General features: G+C 61.1%; 14 protein-coding genes. 10 read left to right on the top strand and 4 right to left on the bottom strand.

What is annotated here, in order from left to right:
* The first annotated feature begins 214 nt into the window (after positions 1–214).
* The 5 genes from FHS09_RS03780 to FHS09_RS03760 all read left to right on the top strand — a co-directional run bounded on the left by FHS09_RS03780 (position 215) and on the right by FHS09_RS03760 (position 2,389).
* Positions 215–895 (top strand): Bax inhibitor-1/YccA family protein, encoded by a 681-nt coding sequence (locus FHS09_RS03780; RefSeq protein WP_183456871.1) that lies wholly within the window; start codon positions 215–217, stop codon positions 893–895.
* 119 nt (positions 896–1,014) lie between these two features.
* On the top strand, positions 1,015–1,407 hold the full coding sequence (gene tusD / locus FHS09_RS03775; RefSeq protein ID WP_183456869.1) for a sulfurtransferase complex subunit TusD: 393 nt from the start codon (positions 1,015–1,017) through the stop codon (positions 1,405–1,407).
* A 1-nt stretch (position 1,408) separates the two neighbouring features.
* Positions 1,409–1,771 (top strand): sulfurtransferase complex subunit TusC, encoded by a 363-nt coding sequence (gene tusC, locus FHS09_RS03770; protein WP_183456867.1) that lies wholly within the window; start codon positions 1,409–1,411, stop codon positions 1,769–1,771.
* 1 nt (position 1,772) lies between these two features.
* Positions 1,773–2,054, top strand: a complete 282-nt coding sequence (gene tusB / locus FHS09_RS03765; RefSeq protein ID WP_183456865.1) for a sulfurtransferase complex subunit TusB — start codon at positions 1,773–1,775, stop codon at positions 2,052–2,054.
* Positions 2,054–2,389, top strand: coding sequence for a TusE/DsrC/DsvC family sulfur relay protein (locus tag FHS09_RS03760; RefSeq protein ID WP_183457289.1), 336 nt, complete (start codon positions 2,054–2,056; stop codon positions 2,387–2,389). Before tusB ends, FHS09_RS03760 begins: the two co-directional genes overlap by 1 nt.
* A gap of 86 nt (positions 2,390–2,475) precedes the next feature.
* On the opposite strand, the gene FHS09_RS03755 is transcribed toward FHS09_RS03760, so the two are convergent.
* Complete coding sequence (locus FHS09_RS03755; RefSeq protein ID WP_183456863.1) at positions 2,476–2,880, bottom strand: secondary thiamine-phosphate synthase enzyme YjbQ; 405 nt, start codon at positions 2,878–2,880, stop codon at positions 2,476–2,478.
* 78 nt (positions 2,881–2,958) lie between these two features.
* Between FHS09_RS03755 and trmA the strand changes: the two genes are divergently transcribed.
* Complete coding sequence (gene trmA / locus FHS09_RS03750) at positions 2,959–4,047, top strand: tRNA (uridine(54)-C5)-methyltransferase TrmA (RefSeq protein WP_183456861.1); 1,089 nt, start codon at positions 2,959–2,961, stop codon at positions 4,045–4,047.
* An 87-nt stretch (positions 4,048–4,134) separates the two neighbouring features.
* Here the strand turns inward: trmA and FHS09_RS03745 are convergent, their stop codons facing one another.
* Genes FHS09_RS03745 through FHS09_RS03735 form a run of 3 tightly spaced genes read right to left on the bottom strand, consistent with a single transcriptional unit; the run spans position 4,135 to position 6,908 of the window.
* On the bottom strand, positions 4,135–4,599 hold the full coding sequence (locus FHS09_RS03745; RefSeq protein ID WP_183456859.1) for a DUF2489 domain-containing protein: 465 nt from the start codon (positions 4,597–4,599) through the stop codon (positions 4,135–4,137).
* Entirely contained in the window at positions 4,596–5,525 is a 930-nt protein-coding gene (locus FHS09_RS03740) for an AEC family transporter (RefSeq protein ID WP_183456857.1), read from the bottom strand. Before FHS09_RS03740 ends, FHS09_RS03745 begins: the two co-directional genes overlap by 4 nt.
* Before the next feature lie 6 nt (positions 5,526–5,531).
* Positions 5,532–6,908 carry a DNA recombination protein RmuC gene (locus FHS09_RS03735; RefSeq protein WP_183456855.1) on the bottom strand — a complete coding sequence of 459 codons (1,377 nt, stop codon included), beginning with the start codon at positions 6,906–6,908 and terminating at the stop codon, positions 5,532–5,534.
* Positions 6,909–6,972: 64 nt separating this feature from the next.
* Here FHS09_RS03735 and murI point away from each other — a divergent pair, with 64 nt between their 5' ends.
* From murI to FHS09_RS03715, 4 genes are all read left to right on the top strand, one after another.
* Entirely contained in the window at positions 6,973–7,785 is an 813-nt protein-coding gene (gene murI / locus FHS09_RS03730) for a glutamate racemase (protein ID WP_183456853.1), read from the top strand.
* Positions 7,786–7,860: 75 nt separating this feature from the next.
* Positions 7,861–8,106, top strand: coding sequence for a type II toxin-antitoxin system CcdA family antitoxin (locus FHS09_RS03725; protein ID WP_343057397.1), 246 nt, complete (start codon positions 7,861–7,863; stop codon positions 8,104–8,106).
* Entirely contained in the window at positions 8,106–8,423 is a 318-nt protein-coding gene (locus tag FHS09_RS03720) for a CcdB family protein (protein ID WP_183456849.1), read from the top strand. Before FHS09_RS03725 ends, FHS09_RS03720 begins: the two co-directional genes overlap by 1 nt.
* Before the next feature lie 10 nt (positions 8,424–8,433).
* Entirely contained in the window at positions 8,434–11,142 is a 2,709-nt protein-coding gene (locus FHS09_RS03715; RefSeq protein WP_183456847.1) for a PD-(D/E)XK nuclease family protein, read from the top strand.
* The last annotated feature ends 30 nt before the right edge of the window (positions 11,143–11,172 follow it).

Genomic DNA, 11,172 nt, shown 5'->3' with positions numbered 1-11,172 from the left:
GCGCAGGAACGTCATGCCGGACCGGTCCGGTCCCGGAACCCAGATCGGAGTGGATACCAGGGTGCGCCGGTATGACCAGAGTTGGATTTGAAACAGAGTATCTAAGGCTCCGCGGTCCCCAGTTCCAAAAAAACGAACTCCGGTTCCCCTTGAAGGTCCAACTAGCCGCCTATATGATTCCCTAACATCATTGGATCAATAGCAGGAGTTGCTAATGCAGCCGCAAGTTTACACACAATCCCGGGCATTGGACCGCGCGGAAACGTCCAAGGTACTGCGCAATACCTATGCCCTCCTGGCCATGACCGTATTGTTCAGCGCTTTCACCGCCGGCATCGCCATGGCTATCGGTATGGGGCGTGGCATGGGGCTGATCTGTTCCATCGCCGCCATCGTGCTGGTGTGGTTTGTCCTGCCGCGCACCGCCAACTCCGCCGCCGGTGTCGGCGTGGTATTCGCGTTCACCGGACTGCTGGGCGCCTCCTTGGGCCCGCTGCTCAACTACTACCTTGGCCTCGCCGGTGGCGGGCAGATCGTCATGCAGGCCCTGGGCACTACTGCACTGATTTTCTTCGCGCTGTCCGCCTACGTGCTGACCACCCGCAAGGATTTCAGTTTTATGGGCGGTTTCCTGTTCGTGGGCCTGATTGCGGTGCTGGTCTGCGCCCTGGGCATGATGATCGCCAGCATGTTCGGCGTATACATGCCGTTGGCCAGCGTGGTGCTGAGTGGTGTGATCGCACTGCTGTTTTCCGGCTTTATCCTCTACGACACCAGCCGGATCATCAATGGCGGCGAAACCAACTATCTCATGGCCACCACCGCTCTGTACCTGGATATCCTGAACCTGTTCACCGCCCTGCTGCATCTCTTCGGTTTTGCCTCCGACGATTGATGCCGAAGGAATCATTCTGTAGGAGCGGGCCATGCCCGCGATTGATATCCGATCGCGAACATTGCCCCTGCAGAGAAACCAATGCCCCGCTTTACGGGGCATTTTAATATCCGGCCACGATGAAATTTTCCCTGGTAATCTACGGCGCCCCCCACGCCTCTCAATCCGCCGCCAGCGCGCTGCGCTTCGCCCGGGCGCTGCTGCAACAGGGCCATGAGATCCACCGGGTCTTCTTCTACTGCGACGGCGTGCACAACGGCAGCGCGCTGAGCGCACCACCTCAGGATGAGACCGACCTGGTCGCCGGCTGGCAGTCGCTGCAGGAGCAGCACCGACTGGATCTGGTGGTCTGCATCGCCGCCGCCCAGCGACGTGGCGTACTCAGTGAAAGCGAGGCATTGCGGCTGGAAAAGCCCGCGGGCAATCTCGCCGAAGGTTTCGAATTGTCCGGTCTCGGCCAGTTGGCGGACGCCGCGGCCAGATCCGATCGCCTGATAACTTTTGGAGCCTGAAATGGCAAAACGCCTGCTCGCCCTGTGCCGCCAGGCACCCTACGGCAACGCCCTCGCGCGCGAGGGCCTGGAGGCCGTACTCGCCGCGGCAGCCATGGATCAGGCAGCGGACCTGCTGTTCCTCGGCGACGGCGTCTTCCAATTGCTGGACGACCAGCGGGCAGAGGCCATCGAACAGAAGAACCTGCGGCGCAACCTGCAGGCGTTGCCGATATTTGGAGTGGAAACGGTTCACATCTGCGAGCGCAGCCTGCTGGAGCGGGGGATCGATGCCGGACAACTGCAAATTCCCGGCGCCGGGTTAAAATTGATTGCCGATACCAGCCGTTTTATCGCCGGCTACGACAGCGTACTGAGTTTTTGACATGACCCTGCACATCGTCAGCAAATCCCCCTACAGTTCGTCCGCGCTGACGGACTGTATCGGCAGTTTCGCCGAGGGCGACGCACTGCTGCTGATCGAGGACGGAGTCTACGCCCTCAGCGGACCCGCGTCGGAAAAAATTACTATATCGCCGGTCTACTGCCTGGAAGCGGATACCGATGCGCGCGGCCTGTCGATTCCGGAAAATATCCAGGCGATCGACGACGCCCGCTGGGTGTCCCTGTGCACCGAACACAACCCTATCGTCAGCTGGTTCAAGTGATGAGAAGTATTCAGGTGGAAGACCGGGAAATTCCGCTGGATAAAGAGGGCTTCCTGCGCAACCTGGGTGACTGGAGCCCGGCTGTGGCGGAGCAACTGGCTCGGGCGGAGGGCATAGAACTCACCGAGGACCACTGGCAGGTAATCCGCCTGCTGCAGGAATTCTACCGGGAATTCGAACTGTCCCCGGCCATGCGCCCGCTGGTCAAATACGCCGGTCAGCACCTGGGAGCGGACAAGGGACGCAGTATCTACCTGATGCAGCTGTTTCCGCCGAGCCCGGCCAAAGTGGCCAGTAAGATCGCCGGCCTGCCCAAGCCTACCAACTGTCTGTAGCCCCTCTTCCCCTGGCCGGCCCTCTTCCCCGACCCCTCTCCCCCTTTGGGGGAGAGGGTTAGGGAGAGGGTTAGGGAGAGGGGGCACTAGAAGTGCAAAATCACCCGCCGCCTGCCCCGGTGATGCCTGTGCTCCCACAGATAAATCCCCTGCCAGGTCCCCAACATCAACCGCCCCGCCTGTACCGGGATGGAAAGGTTGGTAGCCGTCAACGCCGCCTTGATATGCGCCGGTATATCGTCCGGCCCTTCCAGGATGTGGGTGTAAAGCGGATCGTTTTCCGGCACCAGCCGGTTCAGCCAGTTCTCCAGATCCTCCCGCGCGCTGGGATCGGCGTTCTCCTGGACCAGCAGGCTGGCGGAGGTGTGCTGGATAAACAGGGTGCAGAGGCCGTCGCCGCCGCCCTGCTCCCTCACCCAGTCGTTCACCTGGTCGGTAAATTCGTGCAGCCCCTGGCCGCGCACCGGTATTTGTATTTCACCAATTGCCATATAATCCGCGCCCTGAATTTCTGAAGCAATGCCACCCAGCCTCCGAAGGCAGGCCCCTCCCCTATAGTTAGTTCACTTATGGCCATACACAGTGTAAACACAGACGACTACACCCGACAGCTCCAACAGAAGGTGGAGCGTCTGCGTGAGGCCTATGGGGACTACACCGACCTCGACCCGGAAGTTTTCCCCTCGCCCCCCAGTCACTACCGGCTGCGCGCGGAGTTCAAGATCTGGCAGGAACAGGGCCGCGCCCATTACGCCATGTATCGTCAGGGCGAATACAAGAAGCCGTTTATTATCGAGGAGTTTACCGTCGGCGCCGGGCTGATCAATCGCCTGATGCCCTTGGTGCTGGAGGCGGTTAACACCAGCGAGGTTCTCAGGAAACGGCTGTTCAGCGCCGAGTTTCTCACCACCCTGGGCGGCGATGCGCTGGTTACCCTGATCTACCACAAGAAACTGGACGAAGACTGGGAGTCCGCCGCCCGCGCCCTGCAGGAAAAACTGGGCTTCCCCGTCCTCGGCCGCTCGCGCAAACAGAAGGTGGTTCTGGAGCGGGATTACGTTACCGAACGGCTGCAAATCGGCGACAAAACCTACCAGTACAAGCAGGTGGAGGGCAGTTTTACCCAACCCAATGGCGAAATCTGCCGCGCGATGATTGGCTGGGCCAAGGATGTCTGCAAAGAAAGCCGCGGCGACCTGCTGGAACTCTACTGCGGTAACGGCAACTTCACCATTCCGCTCAGCGAGCATTTCGATAAAGTGCTGGCGACGGAAATTTCCAAGGTTTCGGTCAATTCCGCACAGGAAAATATCCGCGCGAACGGGGTGAACAATCTGGATATCGTGCGCCTGTCCAGCGAGGAATTCACCCAGGCCATCGACAAGGTGCGCCCCTTCCGTCGGCTCAGGGATATCGACCTGGAGCGCTACGACTTCTCCACCGTGCTGGTGGACCCGCCCCGCGCCGGGCTGGATGCGGACACCTGTGCAATGGTCGCGCGCTTCCCGCGGATTCTGTATATCTCCTGCAACCCCGAGACACAGCTGGAAAACCTGGCGGAACTGAGCAAGACGCATAGGGTTGAGCGTTTTGCGATATTCGATCAGTTTCCCTATACGGACCACACCGAATCGGGTCTCTTGCTGGTCCGCAAATAGCTAACCACTGTCATGCAGGACTTGATCCGGTACCAGCATCCAGATTCAAAGCTCCGAAAACTGGACACCGTGCGCCGGTGTGACGACTTAAAATGACCTACCAAGAATCCTCTGCGCCGCATCCAGGGCAAAATCCCGGTACTCCACCTCCACTCGCGCCATTTCCTGCTCAAACTGGAATTGCTTCTTGCGCGGCAGCTTCTTCCATTCCTGCAGAATCGGGATATGGCTGGTCTTGTCCGCCACCGTATAAAAGGCCACAAACTCGTCGCGCACACTCTGCCCCACCTGCAGCGCGTCCAGCAGAACGCGAATGCGGATCGAGGCCTCGGTCAGCCCCACCCCGTCGTCCAGCAGTGTGCGGGCGAGGATCTTGATACTGTCGTTGACCCGCCGCCGCTGATCCTGTGCCGCCCGCTCCAGTTCCGCCAGCTGTTGTGCCTGCACCTTTTGTGCAAGATGCAGTTTGCGCAGGTAATAACCGGCGATCACCGCCAGGGCAAGGACGATCAGCGCCGCCACAATCAGTAGCCAAGAGGGAAAGGAGTTCATAGAAATACCTCTAACAGCGCCAGCCCCAGGCTGGCGGTAACGATAGATAACAGGGTGCTCAGGGCGACGATATTGGCCGCCAGCTGGCTGTTGCCGCCCAGCGCCCGCGCCATAATAAAAGACACAGTGGCACTGGGTGAGGCGGCGAGCAGCAGCAGTACGCCCATGGATTGCGAAGGCAGTCGAAACAGCCAGCCGAAGGCGAGCAGAACCGCCGGCACAATCAGCAGTTTGAATCCAACCGCGCCGAAGGCGGCCAGCGAGCTACGACGCAGCAAGCTGAAATCCAGGCTGGCGCCAATGCACAGCAGTGCCAGCGGCAGGGTGATGGAGGCCAGGTAGTCACCGGTCTGCAACAGAATCTCCGGCAGTTTCACGCCCAGTTGCTTGCAGATCAGCGCCAGTACGATGGCCACGATCAGCGGGTTCTGCGCAATGTCTTTCGCCAGTTTTTTCCAGCTGAAGCTTGCCTGTTGGCTGTACACCGCGAACAGCGCCACCGCCGCCAGGTTGTATATAATGGTGACCACCGCCATCAGCAGCGCCGCCTGCGCCAGGCCGCTGCTGCCGTAGGCGTTGGCCGCCCAGGCCAGGCCGATAATTCCCAGGTTGCCGCGGAAAGCGCCCTGAATAAAAGCGCTGCGATCCCCCCGCGCCAACGGCCGGGCCACTACCCAGGCTAATGGAATCGTGATGATGGTTCCCAGGAATCCTGCCGCCAACAGCGGCAATTCCTGCCCCAGCTCGGCGTCCGCCGTGAAAATATTGATAAACAGCAGCACCGGCAGGGTGATCATGAACACCAAGCGCGAGGCGTCGTCCACAAAGCCCTCGCGCAACAGGCCCTGGCGCGCCAACCCGTAACCGATGATGAGGGTGAGAAAGATCGGCCCGGTAACCGATAGTGCAAAGGCGAACATCTCCATCGGGTTTTACTCGCCTTCGGTTTCGGTCTGGGGCTCTGGCAGTGCCCCGCTGTGGGAAGTCTCCGCCTGCTCGCGCAGGTTCGCGTCTATCTGTTTACGGGTCCTGGCCCCCAGCTTGCGCAGGCTGTCGATACGCTTGACCGCATTGCCGCGGCCGGTGGCCAGGCGTTTGTAGGTCTGCTGGTAGGCGTCCTCCGTCTGCCGGATACGGCTGCCCAGTTCGTCGAGGGACTCCAGCACCATGGCGAACTGGTCGTGCAGCTTGCCCGCCTCCTCGGCGATCTTTTCAACATTCCTGTTCTGTTTTTCGTAGCGCCAGATATTCTCCACCGTGCGCAGGGTGGCCATCAGGCTGGTGGGACTCACCAGCACGATATGCTTGTCGTAGGCGTCGCGGAACAGCCCCGGGTCCGCCTGCATGGCCAGCATGTAGGCGGCCTCGATGGGCACGAAAATAAATACGAAATCCAGGGTGCGCACGCCCTCTAGTTGCTCGTAGGCCTTCTTGTTCAGGCCGGCGATATGCGCGCGCAGAGACTGCACATGCTGCTTCAGCGCCTGCGCCCGTTCCTCGTCGGCTTCCGCGGAGCAGTAGCGCTCGTAGTCCAGCAGCGAGACCTTGGCGTCGATAATCAGATCCTTGTTTTCCGGCAGGTGCACGATCACGTCCGGCTGGCGACGGCGGCCATCCCCGATGAAGCTGACCTGGGTATCGTACTCGCGCCCCTTCTGCAGACCGGACTCCTCGAGCAGTCGTTCCAGCACCACCTCGCCCCAGTTGCCCTGCACCTTGCGGTCGCCTTTGAGCGCCGAGGTCAGGTTGAGGGCCTCCTCGCTGATGCGCTGGGTCTGCTCGCGCAGCGCCTTGATCTGCCCTAGAAGGCTATTGCGTTCGGCGTTCTCGCGGTCGTAGACGTGCTCCACCCGCTTGCGGAAATCCCCCAACTGGCGCTCCAGTGGGTCCAGGCTCTTGCGCAGGCTGTCCTCACTGCGGCGTACGAACTGTTGCTGCTTTTCCTCGAAGATGCGATTGGCCAGGTTCTCGAACTGCTCGGCCATGGCCTTGCGGGTCTGCTCCAGCAGTTGACGCTGCTCCGCCAGCGCCGCCTCGCTCTTCTCCACCAGCACCTGACTGCGGGTCAGGCGCTGCAATTTGTCCTCCAGCTCCGTGCGCAGTGCCTGCACTTCGGCGGAGAGCTGGGCCTCGCGCTCGCGGCTGTTGTCGAGCCGCGCCTGCAACACCGCCTGCGACCCGAGGCTCTGCTCCAGTCGGCGCGCCAGGCCGGCGCGGCCCAGCCATACCGCTGCAGCCAGCAGGCCGAGCAGCACAAGGACGGCACCGACTGCCTGGTCCAGTTCGATCCGCAGGGGGAAGACTTCCATGGAGTGCTCTTGGTCGGGTGGATGTTTTGTTATGCTATGCCGAAACCGGCTTTGAGTAACAGCATTGGCGAGCGCGCATTCTAGCAAGGGGGCGGACCGGCCCCCAAGTGTACTGGTCTTCGATTCCGGCGTGGGTGCAATAAGTATCGCGCGCGAGATCCGCACCCTGCTGCCCGGCCTCACCCTGCACTTCGGCATCGACAACGGCTTCTTCCCCTACGGCGACAAGACCGAGCAACAGCTGCGCCCGCGTATTGTCGACACAGCGGGCCGCATGATGGCCCGGAGCCGGGCGGATATCCTGGTGGTGGGCTGCAACACCGCCAGTACCCTGGCCCTGCCACAACTGCGCGAAGTACTGGCCCAGCCGGTGGTGGGCGTAGTGCCCGCGGTCAAGCCGGCGGCGGCCGCGAGCGGAACCGGCACCATCGCCCTGATCGCCACCGAGGGTACGGTCAATCGCAAATACACCCACGACCTGATCGAGGAATTCGCCAACGGCGCCCAGGTGATCAACGTACCCGCACCGGAACTGGTGCGCCTGGCGGAAGCCAAGCTGCGCGGCGAGCCGGCTACCGCCGAAGACCTGGCCCCGGTGCTGAGTCGTATCTTCGACGCCCCCGGCGGGGACAAGGTGGATATCGCCGTACTGGCCTGCACCCACTTCCCCCTGCTGCGGGACGAACTGGACCGCTGCGCACCCCGCCATATCCAATGGCTGGACTCCGGTGCGGCCATAGCACGGCGGGTGCAGTGGTGGTTGGAGGAGCTTAAGTTTGCCCTGCCCGCAAATCCCGGCTCGGGGCTGCTGCTGACAAGCGCACCTGACCCAGACTACAAGATTGGTCAAGCGTTTGCCGGATTTGAACTTGTCTGATCCCCATCCGCGGCATACACTGCACTTATGCGCATAACTGATGCGCACCAAGAATCCTCATTAAGGAGATGCCCCGTGAAGCAAGCTTACGATCACTCCGCGCCCAAGAAGCCGACAAATCTCAGCCTGAACCAAGAGTTACTCACCGAGGCCAAACGACTAAAAATCAATTTGTCAGCAACCCTAGAAAAGGCGCTGGCCGCGGAAGTAAAGACTCGTCAGGAGCAGGAGTGGTTAAAGAAAAATCGGGAATCTCTCGAAGCCTGCAATGATTTTGTGGAGAAGCATGGACTATTTTCTGATTCCTTTAGAGGATTCTGATGAATCAATTCACACTCTTCGAGAATACCGATAAAGACACCAGGAAGGCGTACCCTTACTTCCTAAACGTGCAGAGCGACTTGGTTTCTGTGCTGAATTCCAGGATGGTTATACCCGTCGTTCTCGCTTCCCAGCTGGAAAAGTCAGCTCCAGAAAGGCTTTGTCCTGCTTTCCAGCTGGGAGGAACCGAATACGCTCTACTCACCTATCAAATGGCCAGCGCACCAATTTCCATGTTAAAAAAGCCCGTCGTTTCTCTTGATTTTTTTCGAGATGAGATAATTAACGCGATAGATCTTCTGATTACAGGGATTTAGTAAAGACAAAATGCTGCAACCCGCCTTCCCCCTACTGGAAATACTCGCGCAACTCCCCCCGGGCGGCCTGCTGCTGACCCCGACCAACCGCTTGCGCAATCGCTGCCAGCAGGTCTACGGCGCACAACAGGCCGCGGGCAGTTGCTGGGCGCCACCGCCGGTGGAATCCCTGCAAGGTTGGCTGGAGAAATGCTGGTTTCGACTCCAGCAGCGCAACTGGCAACTGGCGCTCAGGCAGGTATTGAACCGGGAACAGCGCCAGTTGCTGTGGCAGCGCGCGCTGGATCAATCACTGGACAGGCAACTGCTCAACAGCCAGCAGCTGTGCCGCGATGCGGACAGCGCGTTGAGCCAGCTGATGCAATGGCGCCTGCTGTCCGATTTTGACACCCTGGATGACACCCTGCCGCCGCTGCTGGAGCAATTCGCCCTTGCGCGCGGGGACTTCCCGCTGTTCGATATGATCGACGCCTTTCAAGCCCAGCTGCGAAGCCACAACGCCATTACCCAGGACCAGCGGGACCAGCTGATCGCCCGCGCTTTTCGCGAAGGTGTACTACTCCGCGTACCGCAGCTGGCACTGGCCGGCTTCGCGCAGATCTCCCCGCTCGCGGAGGAGATAGTGACCCTCGCGGCGGAACAGGTAACACGCTGTGATAGCCCGGAAGCAAAACCGCAGATCACCTGCGCCCCCTGCGTGGACCTGGAAGACGAACTGCTGCAGGCCGCGCGCTGGGCGGCGGACAAACTGCGGCAGAACCCGGGCGCCGGCCTCGGCATAGTGGTCAACAACCTGGGCCAGTGCCGCGCCCAGGTGGAGAATATTTTCGCCCGCGTACTGGAACCCCAATGGCTGAACCCGGATCAGCCCCGCTATACCCTGCCATTCAACTTCTCCGCCGGCACTCCGCTGGCGCAAACCCCCGTGGGCGCGGCGGCCATGCAATTGCTGGAACTGCTGCGCGACCAATGGGACTACGCCCAGCTGAAAAATATTCTATTCTCGCCATTCTGGGGCACAACCGACGAACTCCATCTGCGCAGCGCCCTCTTCCGGCAGCTGCAGAAGCTGGAACTGTGGCAGATCGACGGCGTCACCCTGCGCTACCGCGCGGAAAAAATCGCGGGAGAACTCTCACCCGAGAGTCCCCTGCCCAAACAACTGGAAAAAGTCGCCGACTTCGCGCGCCGCTGGCAGCGCGCGCCGGCGGAAATCTGGGCCCAGCGCTTCTCACAAACCCTGGAAACCCTCGGCTGGCCCGGCCCGCGCAACCCGGACAGCCAGGAATACCAGCAACTCACCCAGTGGGAAGGCGCACTGGAAGAACTGGCCGCACTCAGCACCTTCGCCGGCGCCCTCACCCTGAACCAGGCGCTGCAACAGCTGAACCAGATCGCCAACCGCACCCCCTTCCAGGCGGAGACCCGGGACAGCCCGGTGCAGATACTCGGCGTACTGGAAGCCGGCGGCCTCGCCTTCGACCACCTGCGCCTGGTGGGCTTCGGCCAGCAGCAATGGCCGCCACCCCCCTCGCCCAACCCGCTGTTGCCCATGCCCTGGCAAAAGCACTGGCAGATGCCCCGCGCCAGCGCCGAACGCGAACTGGAACTGGCCCGCCAGATCACGCGCGACCTGCTCGGCGCCGCCGCCGATATCACCGTCAGCTTCGCCCGCGAGGAAGACGGCGTACAGCAACAACTGAGTTCCCTGTTCGGACAGTTGCCGCAGGCGGCAACTGTAAATGGAGATTCATTGGAATCTTTTTATCACCAACTGGAATCTGCGGCTGCGCTGGAAAAAATCGAAGATGCGCAACTGCCGCCCCTCCCCGCTGAAGAGCGTGTCCGCGTGCGCGGCGGCGCCTCGGTACTGAAGGCCCAAGCGCTCTGCCCGCTGAACGCGCAATTGCAATACCGCCTGGGCGCCGCCAGCTATCAGGCGCCCGCGCTCGGCCTCTCCGCCGCCGAGCGCGGCAACCTGGTACACCAGGTGCTCGCCCACTTCTGGCTCTCTTTCCCCGAAGGTCGGGCCGATGCCTTTTCCCTGCACCAACTGCAAGGTGAAGAACGCCAGCTGCGCATCCGCGAAGCAGTGGAAAACGCCATCCGCGAAAAACAGGCCCAACACCGCCAACTCCCCGCCGGCTTCTGGCAACTGGAACAACAGCGGCTCACCCGGCTGCTGGAGCAGTGGCTGGAAGTGGAGGAAACCCGCCCGGATTTCTCCGTGACCCGGATCGAATGGGAACAACCCATCGAACTCGCCGGCCTCGGCTTCCACCTGCGCCTCGACCGCCTGGATCAACTGCCCAACGGCGAACAACTGGTGATCGACTACAAAACCGGCGTGCCCAGTATCAACGACTGGCTGAGCGAACGCGTGCGCGAACCCCAATTGCCTCTCTACGCACTGATGCAAACCGAGGCCCGCGCCATTGCCTTTGCGCAGGTGCGCAACGGTGATAGCAAATTTAAAGGCTGTGGGGATATTGCAGAGCCCATCGAGGGTATCAAGGCGGTGGCGGACACGCAGAAGGAATCGCCCTTTGACAATTGGGAGCAGTTAGTCGATCACTGGCGCCTGGGTCTGTCGCAACTGGCGGAGGAGTACCGCGAAGGATATGCAGCGCTGGCATTTCAGCGGCCGGCGGATAACTTTGCGCAACGGGATCTCTGGCCGCTAAATCGGTGGCCGGAACGGGTGCGAACGGCGGAATGATCCTTTACCTGGCGGGTGCAAGCATCAGAA

This window comes from Microbulbifer rhizosphaerae, assembly GCF_014191725.1.
Lineage (GTDB): Bacteria > Pseudomonadota > Gammaproteobacteria > Pseudomonadales > Cellvibrionaceae > Microbulbifer > Microbulbifer rhizosphaerae.
The sequence above is the reverse complement of the archived record's forward strand: the minus strand, read 5'-3'. Positions and strand labels throughout refer to the sequence as shown.

Coding starts and splice junctions, on each gene's coding strand:
- FHS09_RS03760 (WP_183457289.1), top strand. CDS start 2,054: ATGAGAAGTATTCAGGTGGAAGACCGGGAAATTCCGCTGGATAAAGAG.
- FHS09_RS03720 (WP_183456849.1), top strand. CDS start 8,106: ATGAATCAATTCACACTCTTCGAGAATACCGATAAAGACACCAGGAAG.
- tusB (WP_183456865.1), top strand. CDS start 1,773: ATGACCCTGCACATCGTCAGCAAATCCCCCTACAGTTCGTCCGCGCTG.
- FHS09_RS03780 (WP_183456871.1), top strand. CDS start 215: ATGCAGCCGCAAGTTTACACACAATCCCGGGCATTGGACCGCGCGGAA.
- FHS09_RS03745 (WP_183456859.1), bottom strand. CDS start 4,599: ATGAACTCCTTTCCCTCTTGGCTACTGATTGTGGCGGCGCTGATCGTC.
- trmA (WP_183456861.1), top strand. CDS start 2,959: ATGGCCATACACAGTGTAAACACAGACGACTACACCCGACAGCTCCAA.
- FHS09_RS03715 (WP_183456847.1), top strand. CDS start 8,434: ATGCTGCAACCCGCCTTCCCCCTACTGGAAATACTCGCGCAACTCCCC.
- FHS09_RS03755 (WP_183456863.1), bottom strand. CDS start 2,880: ATGGCAATTGGTGAAATACAAATACCGGTGCGCGGCCAGGGGCTGCAC.
- FHS09_RS03735 (WP_183456855.1), bottom strand. CDS start 6,908: ATGGAAGTCTTCCCCCTGCGGATCGAACTGGACCAGGCAGTCGGTGCC.
- tusD (WP_183456869.1), top strand. CDS start 1,015: ATGAAATTTTCCCTGGTAATCTACGGCGCCCCCCACGCCTCTCAATCC.
- FHS09_RS03740 (WP_183456857.1), bottom strand. CDS start 5,525: ATGGAGATGTTCGCCTTTGCACTATCGGTTACCGGGCCGATCTTTCTC.
- tusC (WP_183456867.1), top strand. CDS start 1,409: ATGGCAAAACGCCTGCTCGCCCTGTGCCGCCAGGCACCCTACGGCAAC.